Below are 15,698 nucleotides of genomic sequence, written 5' to 3'. Positions count from 1 at the left end.
AAGTGGAAAGAAGGAAGTCGGAAGCAGGCTCAGGCCCGCGGCAGATCATGCGGCGGCGGCCGGAACAGCGGCGAGATCAGCCAGACCAGGCCGATGCCGAACAGCAGGGTCAGGCCGAACGCGCGCAGCGCCGGGGTCTGCGACAGTCCCAGCAGGCCGAACGACAGCCAGGTGCTGGCCGCGCCCACGCACACCGCCAGCCAGGCACTGGCATCGCCGCGGTGCTCGATCAGGAAGATGCCGTAGTCGATGCCCATGCCCAGCAGCAGCATCAGTGCCAGCACGTTGAACAGCTGCAGTGGCTGGCCGAACAGGCCCAGCAGGCCCAGGGTCAACGCACCGGCAATCAGGGTCGGCGCGAACACGCGCCAGGCCTGGCGGCGGTAGCGCAGCCACAGCGCGCCGAACACCAGCACGATGCCGACCAGCAGCAGCCCCCCCATCAGCTTGCGGTAGTGGCCCAGCAGCTGCGAGAAGTCGGCGGTGCGGTCCACCCAGCGCACGCCGGGCAGGCCTTCGGCCGCCCCGCGCAGGGTCGCCAGCGCATCGGCGCGCGACAGGTCATCGACCATCACCACGCTGATCATCTGCCCACCGACCTCACCCACCCACAGGTGGCGGAACGGCTGCGAGGCCGGCGAGGCCAGGAACGCCTCCGCGGTCAGCGGCGTGGTGGCGAAGTCGGGGCGCGGCAAGGGTTCTCCGACCGCATCGGACACGGCCTGCAGCACGCCCGGTTCCACCTTGGCGGTCAGCGCCGCATCGGCCTGCTGGCGTGCCGGCGACGGCAGCCAGTCACTGATCGCGCGGTAACCGCCGATGCGCTTGTCGTTGGCCAGTACACGCAGGCGTTCGGTCAGTGCTTCTTCGCGCTGCAGCAGCTGTGCAGCGTCACTGCCCTGCACCAGATAGAACTGCGCCGGGCTGGGCATGCCCAGCAGCTGGCTCAGGCGGATCTGCTGGGCCATCAGTGCCGGCGGTGAGGACTGCAGGCTGCGCAGGTCGTCATTGCTGTGCAGGCGGGCGATGCCGATGGCAGACAGCGCCAGCGTGATCACCACGAACACCGTCACCGGCCGGCGGCCATGCAACCGCGGGAAGCGCTCCAGCGTGTTGCCCAGCCACTGCGAGAAACGGGTCTGGCGGATCTCGCCGCCATCCAGCCACGGGAACCAGAAGATCACCGTGAGGAAGGCGGCGGCCAGACCGACCACCGAGAACAGCGCCATCTGGCGCAGGCCCGGGAACGGGGCCAGGCCCAGGGCCAGGTAGGCCAGCGCGCTGGTCAGCAAGGCCAGCCACAGGCCCGGCAACAGGTGCCGCAGCAGCTTCCAGCGGCGATCGGCCGGCTCGGCCTGGCGCGAGGCAAACCAGTGGATGCCGTAATCCTCGGCCACGCCCACCAGCGACGCACCGAACACCAGGGTGAGCACGTGCACCTTGCCGAACACCAGCACGGTCACCGCCAGCGCCACGCCACAACCGATCAGCAACGACGCGGCGACCAGCAGGATCGGCCGCAGCGAACGGAACGCCAGCCACACCAGCAGCAGCACCGCGGCCAGCGAGCCCCAGCCGATCGTGTTGATTTCCTGGTTGGCCTGCACCGCGGCCGCCTCGGCGTGCAGCGGCACGCCGGCATGCAGGATTTCCAGCTCCGGTGCTGCCGCCCTGGCAGCCCGCCCGGCACGTTCCAGCAGGCCGTCGAGATGACGCTCACCGTCGAGCTGGAACGCCGAACCCGGTGTATCGAACTGCAGCACGGCCCAGTGCCTGCCCTCGGCTTCGAGCAGGCCGTCATCGCCCAGCCGCAACCCCGACCCCTGCGCCTGCTGCTGCCACCATTGCGGCCACAACGACAACGGGTCTTGCCGCCAGTCGGTCAGGCGCGGAGCGCCCATCGGGCCGTACAGCGCGGCCAACGCCTGCTCGGCCAACGCGCCCGGTTCGCTGCCCTGCAGCTGCTCGCGCTGGGCCGGCGTCAGCAGGCGGTCGCGGTACGGCGCGTAGAACGCGCGCGCCTCATCGAACCAGCCTTCGATCGAACCACTGGGCACCAGCAGGGCTCGGTCAGTGTCCTTGGCCATGGCCGCGGCAAAGGCCGCCTGCGCACGCTTGGCGGCAGCGCCGTCCCTGCTGCCCAGCAGCACCACCACCTGCCGCGAGCTGCCGTCGGCGATGCGCCGGGTGACGTCGCTCAACAGGCGGTCATGCGCATCCTGCGGCAGCAGCGCGAGGATGTCGGTGTCGATCCGCGATTGCTGGCTCCACAGGTGCCACTGCTGCGCGCCCAGTACCAGCAGCAGCAACAGCCAGGCGATGCCCAGCCAGTGCCACCAGCGCCGCAGCCGCTCCGGTGCGTTCGATGCGACGGCCTCACTCAAAGCGGCGTGCCTCGTCGGCGGTGAGCGTGGCCGGCGCCTCGCTCAATGCACTGAACTGGATCTGCGTGCGGTCCTTGTTGGCCTCGACGATCTCGACCTGGCGCACGTAGCGGTCACCCTGCAGGGTCAGCGACTGGAACGCCTTGGCCAGCATCGCCGACTTCGGCGTCAGCCGCAGCCGCCAGCCCTGCCCTTCACGGCTGGCCGCCACGTTGAACTGGCTGGACAGCGCCTGCACGTCGCCACTCATCAGCGCGAACATGATCGCGTTCACCGAACGCATCGCCGGCTGCTGCCGTGCATCGAGCTCGACACGGGTGCTGCCATCGCGCTGGCGGCTCAGGATGCGGTCGGCGGTGACCACCACTTCGGAAGGGAACGGCTTGAGCGTGGCCCAGATCACGCCGTGCTGGCGCGCGACCACGAACTGGCCCTGCGAGCGCAGCGGGTTCCTGAAGCCGCTGACCTGCTTTTCCTGGCTGAACTGGCCACGCAGCACATCCGGCCGCGCCACCGCCTGGGTGATCGCATCGATGGCGGGGTCGGCCGCCTGCACCTGCGGTGCGGCAACGAAGATCAGCGCGCACAGGAGCACGCTCGAAAGACGGACAAGGGGGTTCACGGCGCAGGCACTCCCAGGCGTTCCCACAGTACCGGCGGGCACTGGTACAGCATTTCCTTGCTGGCCGCGTCCACCGCGACCTGGATGGTCATCGCGCGGGTCAGCACCTGGCCGCTCTGCGCATCGAGGATTTCATACTCGATCTTCAGCCGGTTCTCCCATTCCACGATGCGCGCGACCACGCGCAGCGCCTGGTTGAACAGCAGCGGGCGCACGTACTTCACCCGCGCATCGACCACCGGCCACAGGTAGCCCGATTCGAGCATCTGCGGGTAGTCGTAGTCGTAGCGCCCGAGCAGCGCGCAGCGCGCGATCTCGAAGTACTTGAAATAGTTGCCATGCCAGACCACGTTCATCGGATCGCAGTCATGGAAGGCAGGGGTCAACGCAATTTCGCCAACCCGTTCGATGGCCTCATTCACCGGCATACAGCTCCCAACGTTGCGCGCGGATCTCCACCAGCAGTTCCCGCAGTTCTCGATCCAGCGCGCGGTCTTCCTGGACCAGGGCGATGCGCTGCCCCAGGTCGGCGTACATGTCGGCCAGACTGCCATGCAGCTGCGCATTCAGGCCAACCCGCTCACGCAGCGCCAGGCCCTGGCGCGCGGCGATCAGCATTGCCGCCACCACCTGTTCGGTCAGCTCGATCACGCGCAGGCAGTCGCGCGCGGCGATGGTGCCCATGCTGACCTTGTCCTGGTTGTGGCACTCGGTGGAACGCGAGAACACGCTGGCCGGCATGGTCTGCTTCAGCGCTTCGGCAGTCCAGGCCGACACGCTGATCTGCAGCGCCTTCAGGCCATGGTTGATGGCCGCGCGCGGGCCGGTGGCCGCCGACAGGTTGGCCGGCAGGCCATGGTTGTAGCGGGCATCCACCACCAGCGCCAGCTGCCGGTCGAGCAGGTCGGCAACGTTGGCCACGGTGTTCTTCAGGGTGTCCATCGCCAGTGCGATGTGGCCGCCGTAGAAGTGGCCGCCATGCAGGATGCGCTCGCCGTCGGCGTCGATCAGCGGGTTGTCGTTGGCACTGTTCAGTTCGGTTTCGATCAGCTGGCGCAGGAACGGCAGGCTGTCTTCCAGCACGCCGATGACGTGCGGCGCGCAGCGCAGCGAATAGCGGTCCTGCAGGCGCTGTTCGTTGCGCGGCGGGCGTTCGCTGTGCAGGTCGCTGCGCAGGCGCGCAGCGATGCGGCCCTGGCCCGGGTGCGGCTTGGCGGCGAACAGGGTTTCGTCGAAGTGGTGCGCGTTGCCGTCGCTGGCCAGCACGTTGAACGCGGTCAGGCGCGTGGCCATGCGCGCCAGGTAATCGGCGCGCTGCCAGGCCAGGCAGGCCAGGCCGGTCATCACCGCGGTGCCGTTCATGATCGCCAGGCCTTCCTTCGGCCGCAGCTTCAGCGGGGTCATGCCGATCTTCGCCAGCACTTCGGCCGCCGGCTGCACGCGGCCGTCATGCAGCACCTCGCGCTCGCCGCACAGCACCGCCGCCACGTACGACAGCGGGGTCAGGTCGCCGCTGGCACCGACCGAGCCTTCGGCCGGGATCATCGGCAGCACGTCGTGCTGCAGCAGCGTGGCCAGGCCTTCCAGCAGCGGCACGCTGACGCCGGACATGCCGCGCACCAGCGACGCCAGGCGCGCGGCCAGCACCGCGCGGGTCTCGACCGGGTCCAGGTAACGGCCCAGGCCGCAGCCGTGGTAGGTGTACAGGTGGTGCGGCAGTTCCGCCACCAGCGCCGGCGGGATGTTCACCGTGCACGAGTCGCCGTAGCCGGTGGTCACGCCGTAGATCACGCCGTCCTCGCGCAGCAGGCGGTCGAGGAAGTCGGCACCGCGCTGGATGTGCGCGCGGAACGCCGGCGCGTCGCTCAGTGCGGCCTCGCACTGGCGCTGGGCCAGGGCAACCACGTCTTCGATGGTCAACGGTGCGTCGCCAAAGCGGCACACGGGTACGGCGTCAGTCGTCATGCGGAGCCTGATCCCAGAAGGGGAAGAAATTGAACCAGTCCAACGGGGACTGGATGACCTGGAGTTCCAGCCAGCGCGCGAAGCGCTGTGCCTGTTCGGCCAGCGCGGCGTCGCGCGAGCCACGCGGCAGCACGATGCGTTCGGCGAACTGTTCGAATGCCACCCGATAGCCGTCGCCCTCGTGCAGGCAGGCCATGGTGTAGACCGGGCAGCCCAGCGCCGCGGCGAGCACATAGGCGCCGATCGGGAACGGCGCGCGGTGGCCCAGGAAATCGGCAGTGACGCTGCGGCCACCCTGTACCGGCGTGCGGTCGCCGACGATGGCAACGAAGCCCCCCGCCGCCACGCGCTCGGCCAGCATCACCGCGGTGGCCGGCCCCATTTCGGTCACCTGCACCAGTTCCACCGCCGCCAGCGGGTCCAGCCGCTGCAGCAGGCGGTTGAAGCGCTGCGCATGCGCGGTGTGCACCAGCACGGTGATGCGGAACCCCGGCACCTGTTCGGCCAGCACCTGGCACAGCTCCAGGCAGCCGATGTGCGCGGTGAGGATCAGCCCGCCCTCGCGGCGCGCGATCTTCTGCAGCACCAGGTCACGATGCAGGTGGATGCGTTCGGCCGGGTAGCGCCCGCCCAGGCCGAGGATCTTGTCCAGCATCGTATCGGCGAAGGCGAAGAAGTGGCGCAGGCTGTCACGCCGTGTCGGCGCGCGGCCGAGCACGCCGCTGTGCGCCTGCAGCCGCTGCAGGTACTGCATCGAAGCCTGGCGCCCTATACGGTTGCCCAGCCAATGGCAGGCCACCACCGGCCACACGCACAGGCGGAACGGCCAGCGCCCGAACCAGCGGTGCACCCAGCACAGGAACAGCACGCCGGCCACCGACGTCGATTCGCCGATGTCGGCCCAGTGCGGGGCACCCTGCGCGGCCGCCATCTCAGCGCTGCCCCCGCAGGCGGCGCCACAGCAGCCGCGGCGCACGCCAGAGCATGCCGAAGAACAGGCGGGTATGCATGCGGCTGATGCGCACGTTGTCGCGCCACACATCGAAGTGCGACACGCCATCGGATGGATAGGTCACACGCGTGGCCAGGTGCTCGACCGGCAATTGCCGCCAGTACAGCCGCACCATCACTTCGGTATCGAAATCCATGCGCCGGCCGATGGTCTCTTCACCGATCAGGCGCAGTACCGGCGGCAGCGGATACACGCGGAAGCCACACATGGTGTCGCGCAGGTGCAGCGACAGCGTGTTGATCCAGACCCAGATGTGGGTGGCGTAGCGGCCATACAGGCGCGCCTTGGGAACACTGGCGTCGTAAGCCGGAATGCCGCAGATCACCGCCTCGGGATGGGCGCGCGCGGCTTCGATGAAGCGTGGCAGGTCAGTGGTATCGTGCTGGCCGTCGGCATCGATCTGCAGCACGTGGCTGTAGCCACGCGCGCCGGCCTCGGCAAAGCCGGCCAGCATCGCCCCGCCCTTGCCCTGGTTGACGTCCAGGCGCAGCAGGTCGACGCCCTGGCGCTGTGCCAGCGCGCGCAGCACCGCCGCGCACCCATCGTGCGAACCATCGTCGACCAGCAGGCAGGGCAGTCCCGCAGCCTGCACGCCATCGACCACCGCCGCGATGGCGTGCTCGTGGTCGTAGACAGGGATCACCACCAGTGGCGCGAATGCGGCACCGGCAACGGCCGGGTCAGTCCGCATCAGCGAAAACCACCCTGCCGCTGGCATGCACACCGTGGCTGGAGGTGTAGCGGAAGGCCAGCACGTTGCGTGCGGCATCCCAGTCCAGCTGCAGGGTCAACTCGTCACCGGGGCGGGCCACGTGCTGGAATTTCACCGCATCCATGCGCACGAACGCGCCCCGCATCACAAACGCCTGGCGGGCGAAGCGCACCGCCCAGTCCAGCTGCGCCACGCCGGGCAGGATTGCCGCCTGCGGGAAGTGGCCCTGGAACGGCCGCAGCGCCGGGTCCAGGGTCATGCGCAGGGTGGCGCTGGCGGCATCGCGGTGATCCCACGCCGGCACCGGCATCAACGGCTGGAACAGCGCCGCCAGCGCGGCCTGGGTCACCTTGCCCTGCGCATTGATCGGCAGCGCCTGCACCAGGCGCCAGCGACGCGGCCGGGTCACTGCGTCATGCGCATGCGCCAGGCGGGCGCCAAGGCGCTGGCCCAGCGCCCGCCGCGCAGCGTCGCCGCCCTCCAGCAGCGCCGGATCGGCCGGCACCACCACGGCGGCCAGCTGCTCGCGCTGCCCGGGCAGCACCAGCACGCGCGCGTCATCCACCTCGGCGTCTTCGCGCAGCGCGCGTTCCAGCGCATCCAGCGACACCCGGCGTTCCTCGATCTTGACGATGCGGTCGGCCCGGCCCAGCAGGCGGAAGCGGCCGTCGGCCAGGGCTTCGACACGGTCCTGGGTGCGCCACCAACCGGGGGTGTCCAGGTGCGCCGAGGCCACCGCCAGGCAGCCATCGTCGATGCGCCACTGCACGCCCGGCAGCGGCTGCCACGGCGGCAGGTCGATATCCCAGCGGCGCCAGGCGATGCCGCCGGTCTCGCTGCTGCCATAGACCTCGGTCGGGGCCACGCCCAGCCACTGCCGCACCTGCCGCGCTGCGTCTTCCGGCAGCGGACCACCGGAGGAGAACACCGCGCGCAGGCGGCCATGCAGGCTGGCCCAGTCGAGCTGCCCGGGCAGGCGCTTGAGGTGGGCCGGCGTCGCCACCAGCACCGTATCGGTACCGGCCAGCGCACCCACCAGGTCTTCGTGGAAGAACCGGCGCGGATGAATCAGGCGGCCGGCGGCCAGCGGCCACAGCACGCGGAACAGCAGCCCGTAGATGTGCTGGTGGGACACCGTGCCATGGACCTGCACACCCTCCATCTGCGCACCGAACGCGGCCTGCAGCGCCTCCACCTCGCGCGCCAGCTGGTCCAGGCGCTTGCCGATCGCACTGGGCTGGCCGGTGCTGCCGGAGGTGAACACGCACAGCTCGCAGGCGCGCTCGTCCAGCGCCTGCAGCTCATCGTCCAGCGCGGCGTCCAGCGCCACCAGCGAGCGGTAGTCGGCGGACACGTCGCCTGCGAAGCCGCTCACCTGCGGCTGCAGCGCCTGCAGCGTGGCTGGCAGGTTGTCGGCGGCCAGGAACACCCGCTTGCCGGCATGCCAGGCACCGAACAGCGCGGCGGCAAAGGCCACGGCATCATCGAAGTACAGGGCCCAGTCGCGGCCTTCGGCGGCCGCAAAGGCGGCGCGCCAGGCCAGTACGCGCTGGCGGAAGCCGGCATGGTCGATCACCTCGCCGTCGCACAGGCCGACGCTGCGCTGCGGCCGTGCCTCCAGCAGCAGCCGGTCCAGGGCAATCCACTCAGCCATGCGCGTGCGCCGCCTTCACCTGCCGCCGCACCAGCCACTCCCCTGCGAACAACACGCCCATCATCACGTACGCCAACAATCCGTTGTAGAGCATCCAGACCCGGTCCGACGCGTACAGCGCGGTCAGCAGGGCCAGGCTGCCGTTGAGAACGAAGAAGCCGCACCACACCTGGGTGACGCGGCGGGTATAGGCCACCGCGAACGGCGGCAGGTCCGGCTCCTGCAGCCGCGCCAGGCGCTCCACCAGCGGTGGGCCGAAGCGCAGGCTGGTGCCGAACACCGCCAGCATCACCACGTTGACCAGCGCCGGGTACAGCTTCAGCGGCAGGGCCTGGTTGAGCACGGTGGCCAGCACCGCCAGCAGGCCGGTGCCAGCGGCGGCGGCCCACCACAGCGGCTGTCGCGTGCTCAGTGCACGCAGCAGGGCCAGGGTGAACAGCAGCAGCGACAACCAGCGCGGCTCGAAACGGCCCATCGCCAGGTACACCAGCAGCGGGTAGGCAAGCGAAATCGCTGCCACCACGACGGTACGTGCGCGAGCCATGGCGAAGCCGCCGGCGCTGCAGTCAGGCGGCTGCCTGGTCCGGCAGCAGTCCATGCACGACATCGACGATGTCCTGCACGGTGCGCACGGCCTTGAACGCTTCCGGCTGCAGATTGCGGCCGAGCAGCGGCTTGAGCTGCACGATCAGGTCGACCGCATCGATGCTGTCGATGTCCAGGTCGTCGTACAGGCGGGCCTCGGGGGTGATCCGGGCGGTTTCGATCTCGAAGCTGTCGGTCAGGATGCTGACGATGCGTTCGAACAGTTCATTCTTGGTCATGGCAATTCCTGGCGCCGTTACGACTGGCGGGCGGCGACGAACTCGCCGAGCGCGCGCACGCTGGAGAAATGGCGACGGGTTTCTTCTGAATCGGCCGAGAGGCTGACACCGTACTTCTTCTGCAGCGCCAAGCCCAGTTCCAGCGCGTCGATCGAATCCAGGCCGAGGCCCTCGACGAACAGCGGCGCGGTCGGATCGATGTCCTCCGGCGTGATGTCCTCCAGCGAAAGGGAGGAAATGATCAATTCCTTGATCTCGTGCTCAAGTGCTTGCACGGGGCGGATCTCCAGACAGGTCGAAATAACGAGAAAGGTGCTCGGTGACGCGGCGTGCTGCCAAGGCATCCCCCCTTGGCGAGTCGTCATCGGCCAGGAAGGGCGCGATCGGGATATCTTCGCCGATCTGCAGCCGAACGTGAAAGCGACGTGAGGGGACACGATACCACTTCTGTCCCTTGGTCAACGTGGGCGGGGTGCAGGTGATCCGTACCGGGGTGATGTCCAGCCGGCCGCGGACGGCGATGTTGGCGGCCCCGCGCTGCAGCCGCGGCGGTTGGCCCGGCACGCTGCGGGTGCCCTCCGGGAAGATCACCAGGGTACCGCCGGCATGCACCGCCGCTACGCAGTCGTCGACCAGGCCGGCCCCGTCATCGTTGGCGATGTAGCCGGCCGCCCGCACCGGGCCGCGCATGAACGGGTTGCAGGCCACGGCCCGCTTCACCACGCAATCGGCGTTGGGCAGCAGCGAAATCAGGCAGACCACGTCGATCAGGGTCGGGTGATTGGCCAGAACCAGCAAACCGTCGCGCTGCAGGCGTTCCCCGCCCTCGATCTGGTAGGTCATCACCCCCAGCGCACGCATCAGGCGCAGGTGGCTGGCAAAGGCGACCTGGACCACGCGGCGGGCCCGGCGGCGGCGGACCACCGGGTCGCGCATCAGCAGCAACACCGGCATCACCAGCACGCCCAGCAGCAGGCCGCCCACGCCAAATGCGGCGAAGCTCAGGCCGGTGCCGAACACCCGCCAGGCATGATCGAGGCGGCGCAGCGCCTCAGCCACGGCGTCCCCAGCGCCAGCGCTGGCCCTGGGCCACGTGCTCCAGCGCCGGCGCGCCAGACAGCAGGAAGCGGTGCAGGTCCAGCGCGTGCGGCAGCGTGCCCGGGGCGGTGGCGGTGGCCTCCGGCGCCGCCTCCCATTGCAGCGAGAGCGTCGGCTGGCCCGCTGTCGGCGCGGTCAAACGCCAGCACCAGGCAAAGAACGGGTCGGGTTCGTCGGCAAACGTCGCGTAAATTTCAGGAAGCGGCGACTCATAGACCACCACCCGCACTTCGCGGGCACCATCGGCCAGCAGCCCGGCGGCCTCCAGGCAGGCGGTCTCGACCGTGGCCTGGCCGGCGGCCAGCGCCAGGTAGTTGCCGCGGTGGCCGCGGGCGATCGAGTACAGCGCCGCGATCGCGTTGTGCACCGACAGGCCGAACCCGGTGGGGGACAGGGGCTGATCGCTGGCCAGCGCCCCCAGCAGGTCCATCGAACGGGCCACGTCGCCGTGGCGGCTGGCGAACACCAGCGGCACCTGGCTGTCAGCGCCCTGCCCGTCCTCGCACCAGCAGGCAGCCTGGATCGCCATCCGGCCCAGCCGCTCGATGCGGCGGCGCTGCATCGCCGGGATCTCGGCCAACGCCGGCGTGTCTTCGCCCTGCGGCGGATACGGCGCATCGGCCCAGCCCAGCCACTGGCTACGCTCGCTCAGGCCGGGCGCCCAGGCGGCCCAGTCGACGATGGAGAATTCGATCATTTAGCGATGGTGCTTCAACGGGAGAACGATAGGCACGAGCCATTACGGCGACGCGCGGCGGCCCCCCATTCCTGCAGCCGTGCGTCCGTCCAGGACGTCGCCGGCTGCCCCCCTGGCCGCCGGAAAGGAGCGCACGCTAGCACGTCCTGCGCGGGGTGTGCAGGTTTCACATTCCCCAACGCGGGGGCCGGCACCGGCCGGCCCCGCATTCAAACGATCAGTGGTAACCGGTGTCGGCGTGCACCTTGCCGCGGAACACCCGGTACGACCACGCCGTGTAGCCGAGGATGACCGGCAGCAGAATGACCAGCCCGACCAGGGTGAAGCCCAGCGAGGAGGCCGGCGCGGCGGCCTGCCACAGGGTCATCGACGGCGGCAGCAGGTAGGGCCACATGCCCAGCACCAGGCCAAGGAAGCCGAGCACGAACAGGGCCAGGCTGAGCAGGAACGGCGGCAGGTCGCGGCGCGGATGGGCCGCGCTGCGCCACAGCGCGGCCGCCACCGCCAGGGTCAGCAGCGGGACCGGCGACAGCCACCAGAAGTTGCCGTCGCTGAACCAGCGGTCCATCAACCGCGAATCGAGGAACGGCAGCCAGCTGCTCACCAGGCCCATCGCCGCGATCACCGCCACCACCAGCGGGCGGGTCATCTGCCGCGCCAGCGCCTGCACGCGCCCTTCCGTCTTCAGGATCAGCCAGGTGCTGCCCAGCAGCGCATAGCCGGCCACCAGCGCGGCACCGGTCAGCATCGCAAACGGGCTGAACCAGGCGAACGCGCCGCCCTGGTAGGCACCGTCCACCAGCGGGATGCCCTGCACCAGCGTGCCCAGGATCACGCCCTGGGCAAAGGTGGCCAGCAGCGAGCCCAGGCCGAACCCCACGCTCCACAGGCGGCGCGAACGATGTGCCTTGAAGCGGAACTCGAACGCCACGCCGCGGAACACCAGCGCCACCACCAGCAGCAGCACCGGCAGGTACAGCGCCGACAACAGCACCGCATAGGCCTTCGGGAACGCCGCCAGCAGCCCGGCGCCGCCCAGTACCAGCCAGGTCTCGTTGCCGTCCCAGATCGGCGCGGCGGTGTTCATCATCAGGTCCAGCTGTTCCTCGTCCTCGGCGAACGGGGCCAGGATGCCGATGCCGAGCACGAAGCCGTCCAGCACCACATACATCAGCACGCCGAAGCCGATCACCGCGAACCACGCCACCGGCAGCCAGGTCATCAGGTCCATGTCAGCGGTCCTCCAGGGGTTCGTCGGCCGCCGACAGCGGGCGTGCCGGCGTATGGCTGCCATGGTCCAGCGACGGCCCCTCGGCGTACGGCTGCGGCCCGTGGCGCAGGATCTTCACCAGGTACCAGATGCCCCAGCCGAACACGAAGGCATAGCCAACCACATAGACGCCCAGCGACAGCGCGGTCATCCACGCACTCTGCGGGCCCACCGCATCAGCGGTGCGCAGTACGCCATACACCACCCACGGCTGGCGCCCCATCTCGGTAACGAACCAACCCGACAGCAGCGCGATGAAACCGCTGGGCAGCATCCAGTTCCAGCCGCGCAGCAGCCACGGCGAATCCAGCAGCTTGTTCCGCCACAGCTGGAAGGCCGACACCCAGGCCAGCAGCAGCATCAGCGTGCCCAGCCCGACCATGATGCGGAAGGCGAAGAACACCGGCGTCACCGGCGGCCGTTCGCTGGCCGGTACCGAGGTGAGCGGATCGAAGGTGCCGTCCAGGCTGTGGGTAAGGATCACGCTGCCCAGCTTCGGAATGGCCACTTCGAAATCGTTGCGCTCTTCCTTCTCGTTCGGCAGCGCGAACACCACCAGCGGCACGCCCTCGCCTTCTTTGGTTTCATGCCAGTGCGCTTCCATCGCCGCGATCTTCATCGGCTGGTGCTTGAGCGTGTTCAGGCCATGCATGTCGCCGACGAAGATCTGCACCGGCACGGTCAGTGCGGCGAACGCCACCGCCGCGATCAGCATGCGCCGGCCCGCTTCCACGTGCGTGCCCCTGCGCAGGTACCACGCACCGACGCCACCAATCACGAAACAGGTGGTGATGAACGAGCCCAGCGCCATGTGCGCCAGGCGGTACGGGAACGAGGGGTTGAACACCACCTGCCACCAGTCCACCGGATGCACGATGCCGTTGACCATCTCGTAGCCGGCAGGCGTATGCAGCCAGCTGTTGGACGACAGGATCCAGAACGTGGAGAACAACGTGCCCAGCGCCACCATGCAGGTGGACAGGAAATGCAGGCGCGGCGAGACCCGGCCCCAGCCGAACATCATCACGCCGAGGAAGCTGGCTTCCAGGAAGAACGCGGTCAGCACCTCGTAGGTCAGCAGCGGGCCGATGACCGTACCGGCCACCTCGCTCAGCCGCGGCCAGTTGGTGCCGAACTGGAAGGCCATGACGATGCCGCTGACCACGCCCATGCCGAACGACACCGCGAAGATCTTCTGCCAGAAGAAATACAGCTCGCGCCACACGGGCAACTTCGTGCGCAGCCAGCGCCATTCGATGAAGGCCAGCCAGCTGGCCGTGCCGATGGTGAAGGCCGGGAACAGCACGTGGAAACTGATGACGAATCCGAACTGGATCCGGGACAACAACAACGCGTCCAAGGGACGCCTCCTGCCTGCGACCGGTGGGATACCGGACCACTTTAGGAGGATTTCGTTAAGGTGGGATGCGACCGGGTGACGCGCTGCTTCACTTTGTCGCAGGGGTCAACCGTTCTGGTAGCTGCCAGCCTTGGTTGGCACACACGCCCAAACGCCGACCCAGGTCGGCATCTACCAACGGCGACTGGAACGGCCCACCGCCCGGAGGGCGCCTCAGAGCCAGAAATACCAGGCCGCTGCAGCCAGCAGCGCGCCAAACAACAGCACCTGCACCACCACATAGCCCACGCCACCGTCGCGCGACTCAGCGGCAATGCGCTTCTGCAGCGCCTCGCTCACATCCGGCGTTGCTTCCTGCTGCGCCTGCTCGCGCAACGCCTGTGCCAGCACGCGCGCTTCCGCATCGCGAGGATCGGTGGGTGGGTTCACAGCAGCTCTCCGGCAGTGGCATGCCGCGTCAGTTCCTGCTTCAGGACCTGGCGCGCGCGGTGCAGGTGGCTCTTGATGGTACCGCGTGCCAGTCCGGTCACCTGCTCGATCTCGGCCAGATCGAAATCCTCCAGGTAATGCAGGCCGACGATCAGGCGCTGCGGCGCGCTCAGCCGTTCCAGTGCCGCGCCGAGCTGGCGCCCGGCCTGCAGCGCCTCGCTCAACTCGGCGGGCCCGGGGCCTTCATCGCCGATCCCCAGTTCCTCCGGCACCTCCACCGCCACCATCCATTGCGCCTCCAGCCGCCGCCGGCGCAGGTGCTGTAGTGCAGTGGTGTAGGCCACCCGCGAAACCCAGGTACGCAACGAAGATTCAAAGCGGAACCGGTGCAGCTGGCGGAACACGGCCAGGAAGGTTTCCTGCAGCAGGTCAGCCACCTGGTCGCGGTCGCCCACCATGCGTCCGATCACATGCGCGCAGGTGCGCTGGTGGGCTTCAACCAGTTGCGCGAAGGCCGACTGCGAGCCATCGATGATGGCCCGCACCAGGGCCTGGTCCGCGTCCAGCGCTTTGGCGGGAGCCGCCGTCGCCGCCGTATCCTCGCGGCGACGGCCCCGCAGTGCCGACAGCGCTTCGCCGAGCAGGCTCATGCGCGGGGCGCCCCCTGTGCCCGTGGCATGCGCCGGCTCAGCCCTTGCGTGCGGCAGGACGGGTGAAGTGCCAGGCCAGCAGCTGGCCCAGGCCGGCACTGCCGACCAGCGCGGCAGCGGCACCGAAGGTCAGGTCACGCGCACCGATGGCCTCCAGCAGGGCCATGGCCAGGGCCAGGCAGACCAGGCTGATGCCCCAGCGCAACGCCCCCTGGCGGCGCCGCTCTTCTTCCAGCACGGCCAGCGAGCGGATCACTTCCTCCGGCACGTGCGGGGCCACCAGCTTGCTGCGCGCGCGCGCATCGGCAATGGCATGGATCGCGTAGGCGATGCAGATGAAGAGGGTGATCGGGATCAGTTCCTGCATGGTCGGGCTCCTGTTCGATGGATGATGCGGGTTCAGGAGAATGGATGCGCGACCACGGCAACCGGTTGCACTAGCTGCCTGCCACCTCGTCGCTGGCGCCGGGCGTGTCCGCCGGGTCCGGGAAATAGGTCTCCACCTGGAAACCCAGCTGCAGGTCCGCCAACAGTCGCAGCAACTGCTGATCCAGCACAAAACCCGCCCATGCGGTCTTTCCAAAGATGCCGACACGCACGCCGATCGAAGCCCCCTCCTGCAGCAGTTCCCCGATCACATCGGCGCGTGCCCGCAGGAGATCGACCAACGCCGGCTAGGCATCCATCAGCCAGTCGTCCTTGCCCCTCTCCAGTACGAACACCACGCGGGTCTCCGCATGCCCGCTGATCAGGCTGCCGTCGCGATCCCGGTATCCGGTTCCGACGTCTCGGGAAAACGCCGGTTCCAGATCCAACCGGGCGGCAATCCCGGCGCCGGCCTCTGTTGGGTGCTGCACGCGCAGCGAGATCCTGTAGTCGTAGCAGTACATATCGGTTCCATCCGAACGGAATGGCCATCATGCCGCACACGCCGTCGCAGCGACCTGGAGGGGGCCATTTTGCCGATTCCGCTGCCATGACCTGTGGCCCCTGCCCCGGGCCCGTGCGGCTGCTACGCTTG

General features: G+C 69.0%; 19 protein-coding genes. All 19 read right to left on the bottom strand.

Features of this window, described 5'->3' with window-relative positions; translation table 11 throughout:
- Positions 1-29: 29 nt before the first annotated feature.
- The 19 genes from E5790_RS10535 to E5790_RS22075 all read right to left on the bottom strand — a co-directional run bounded on the left by E5790_RS10535 (position 30) and on the right by E5790_RS22075 (position 15,567).
- Positions 30-2,384, bottom strand: a complete 2,355-nt coding sequence (locus E5790_RS10535; RefSeq protein WP_032960614.1) for an MMPL family transporter — start codon at positions 2,382-2,384, stop codon at positions 30-32.
- Entirely contained in the window at positions 2,377-3,006 is a 630-nt protein-coding gene (locus E5790_RS10530; protein WP_041863962.1) for an outer membrane lipoprotein carrier protein LolA, read from the bottom strand. The genes E5790_RS10535 and E5790_RS10530 overlap by 8 nt, the downstream gene beginning before the upstream one ends.
- Positions 3,003-3,434 carry an acyl-CoA thioesterase gene (locus tag E5790_RS10525; RefSeq protein WP_032960618.1) on the bottom strand — a complete coding sequence of 144 codons (432 nt, stop codon included), beginning with the start codon at positions 3,432-3,434 and terminating at the stop codon, positions 3,003-3,005. The genes E5790_RS10530 and E5790_RS10525 overlap by 4 nt, the downstream gene beginning before the upstream one ends.
- Positions 3,421-4,971: an aromatic amino acid ammonia-lyase gene (locus E5790_RS10520; RefSeq protein WP_111205366.1), complete on the bottom strand. Its 1,551-nt coding sequence runs from the start codon at positions 4,969-4,971 to the stop codon at positions 3,421-3,423. Before E5790_RS10520 ends, E5790_RS10525 begins: the two co-directional genes overlap by 14 nt.
- Positions 4,961-5,902 carry an acyltransferase gene (locus tag E5790_RS10515; RefSeq protein ID WP_014648845.1) on the bottom strand — a complete coding sequence of 314 codons (942 nt, stop codon included), beginning with the start codon at positions 5,900-5,902 and terminating at the stop codon, positions 4,961-4,963. The genes E5790_RS10520 and E5790_RS10515 overlap by 11 nt, the downstream gene beginning before the upstream one ends.
- Before the next feature lies 1 nt (position 5,903).
- Complete coding sequence (locus E5790_RS10510; protein ID WP_014648846.1) at positions 5,904-6,674, bottom strand: glycosyltransferase family 2 protein; 771 nt, start codon at positions 6,672-6,674, stop codon at positions 5,904-5,906.
- Positions 6,664-8,349, bottom strand: a complete 1,686-nt coding sequence (locus E5790_RS10505) for an AMP-binding protein (protein ID WP_111205367.1) — start codon at positions 8,347-8,349, stop codon at positions 6,664-6,666. Before E5790_RS10505 ends, E5790_RS10510 begins: the two co-directional genes overlap by 11 nt.
- Positions 8,342-8,893 carry a membrane protein gene (locus E5790_RS10500; RefSeq protein WP_046433259.1) on the bottom strand — a complete coding sequence of 184 codons (552 nt, stop codon included), beginning with the start codon at positions 8,891-8,893 and terminating at the stop codon, positions 8,342-8,344. The genes E5790_RS10505 and E5790_RS10500 overlap by 8 nt, the downstream gene beginning before the upstream one ends.
- Before the next feature lie 22 nt (positions 8,894-8,915).
- On the bottom strand, positions 8,916-9,173 hold the full coding sequence (locus tag E5790_RS10495) for an acyl carrier protein (RefSeq protein WP_005411609.1): 258 nt from the start codon (positions 9,171-9,173) through the stop codon (positions 8,916-8,918).
- A gap of 17 nt (positions 9,174-9,190) precedes the next feature.
- Complete coding sequence (locus E5790_RS10490; RefSeq protein ID WP_005411610.1) at positions 9,191-9,448, bottom strand: phosphopantetheine-binding protein; 258 nt, start codon at positions 9,446-9,448, stop codon at positions 9,191-9,193.
- Positions 9,435-10,232 (bottom strand): lysophospholipid acyltransferase family protein, encoded by a 798-nt coding sequence (locus E5790_RS10485; RefSeq protein ID WP_014038937.1) that lies wholly within the window; start codon positions 10,230-10,232, stop codon positions 9,435-9,437. Before E5790_RS10485 ends, E5790_RS10490 begins: the two co-directional genes overlap by 14 nt.
- Entirely contained in the window at positions 10,225-10,968 is a 744-nt protein-coding gene (locus E5790_RS10480) for a beta-ketoacyl synthase chain length factor (RefSeq protein WP_014648849.1), read from the bottom strand. The genes E5790_RS10485 and E5790_RS10480 overlap by 8 nt, the downstream gene beginning before the upstream one ends.
- 217 nt (positions 10,969-11,185) lie before the next feature.
- Complete coding sequence (gene cydB, locus E5790_RS10475) at positions 11,186-12,199, bottom strand: cytochrome d ubiquinol oxidase subunit II (protein WP_111205368.1); 1,014 nt, start codon at positions 12,197-12,199, stop codon at positions 11,186-11,188.
- Position 12,200: 1 nt separating this feature from the next.
- Positions 12,201-13,598, bottom strand: coding sequence for a cytochrome ubiquinol oxidase subunit I (locus E5790_RS10470; protein ID WP_111205369.1), 1,398 nt, complete (start codon positions 13,596-13,598; stop codon positions 12,201-12,203).
- A gap of 213 nt (positions 13,599-13,811) precedes the next feature.
- The gene (locus tag E5790_RS10465) at positions 13,812-14,027 is read right to left on the bottom strand and encodes a hypothetical protein (protein WP_014648852.1); all 216 of its coding nucleotides are present in this window, start codon (positions 14,025-14,027) and stop codon (positions 13,812-13,814) included.
- On the bottom strand, positions 14,024-14,677 hold the full coding sequence (locus E5790_RS10460) for a sigma-70 family RNA polymerase sigma factor (RefSeq protein ID WP_014648853.1): 654 nt from the start codon (positions 14,675-14,677) through the stop codon (positions 14,024-14,026). Before E5790_RS10460 ends, E5790_RS10465 begins: the two co-directional genes overlap by 4 nt.
- Positions 14,678-14,714: 37 nt before the next feature.
- Positions 14,715-15,044: a hypothetical protein gene (locus tag E5790_RS10455; RefSeq protein WP_005414880.1), complete on the bottom strand. Its 330-nt coding sequence runs from the start codon at positions 15,042-15,044 to the stop codon at positions 14,715-14,717.
- A 70-nt stretch (positions 15,045-15,114) separates the two neighbouring features.
- Entirely contained in the window at positions 15,115-15,345 is a 231-nt protein-coding gene (locus E5790_RS22080; RefSeq protein WP_229653725.1) for a hypothetical protein, read from the bottom strand.
- Between the two features lie 6 nt (positions 15,346-15,351).
- Complete coding sequence (locus tag E5790_RS22075; protein ID WP_229653726.1) at positions 15,352-15,567, bottom strand: hypothetical protein; 216 nt, start codon at positions 15,565-15,567, stop codon at positions 15,352-15,354.
- Positions 15,568-15,698 lie beyond the last annotated feature (131 nt).

Origin of the sequence: Stenotrophomonas sp. PAMC25021, from assembly GCF_004795795.1 — a bacterium.
Lineage (GTDB): Bacteria > Pseudomonadota > Gammaproteobacteria > Xanthomonadales > Xanthomonadaceae > Stenotrophomonas > Stenotrophomonas muris.
Note: the sequence above shows the minus strand (reverse complement) of the source record. Positions and strands in the feature narration are given on the sequence as shown.

Excerpts from the sequence above, each read along its gene's own strand:
- E5790_RS10500 (WP_046433259.1), bottom strand. The coding sequence starts at position 8,893 with ATGGCTCGCGCACGTACCGTCGTGGTGGCAGCGATTTCGCTTGCCTAC.
- E5790_RS10455 (WP_005414880.1), bottom strand. The coding sequence starts at position 15,044 with ATGCAGGAACTGATCCCGATCACCCTCTTCATCTGCATCGCCTACGCG.
- E5790_RS22075 (WP_229653726.1), bottom strand. The coding sequence starts at position 15,567 with ATGTACTGCTACGACTACAGGATCTCGCTGCGCGTGCAGCACCCAACA.
- E5790_RS10525 (WP_032960618.1), bottom strand. The coding sequence starts at position 3,434 with ATGCCGGTGAATGAGGCCATCGAACGGGTTGGCGAAATTGCGTTGACC.
- E5790_RS10510 (WP_014648846.1), bottom strand. The coding sequence starts at position 6,674 with ATGCGGACTGACCCGGCCGTTGCCGGTGCCGCATTCGCGCCACTGGTG.
- E5790_RS10505 (WP_111205367.1), bottom strand. The coding sequence starts at position 8,349 with ATGGCTGAGTGGATTGCCCTGGACCGGCTGCTGCTGGAGGCACGGCCG.
- E5790_RS10480 (WP_014648849.1), bottom strand. The coding sequence starts at position 10,968 with ATGATCGAATTCTCCATCGTCGACTGGGCCGCCTGGGCGCCCGGCCTG.
- E5790_RS10460 (WP_014648853.1), bottom strand. The coding sequence starts at position 14,677 with ATGAGCCTGCTCGGCGAAGCGCTGTCGGCACTGCGGGGCCGTCGCCGC.
- cydB (WP_111205368.1), bottom strand. The coding sequence starts at position 12,199 with ATGGACCTGATGACCTGGCTGCCGGTGGCGTGGTTCGCGGTGATCGGC.
- E5790_RS10495 (WP_005411609.1), bottom strand. The coding sequence starts at position 9,173 with ATGACCAAGAATGAACTGTTCGAACGCATCGTCAGCATCCTGACCGAC.
- E5790_RS10520 (WP_111205366.1), bottom strand. The coding sequence starts at position 4,971 with ATGACGACTGACGCCGTACCCGTGTGCCGCTTTGGCGACGCACCGTTG.
- E5790_RS10515 (WP_014648845.1), bottom strand. The coding sequence starts at position 5,902 with ATGGCGGCCGCGCAGGGTGCCCCGCACTGGGCCGACATCGGCGAATCG.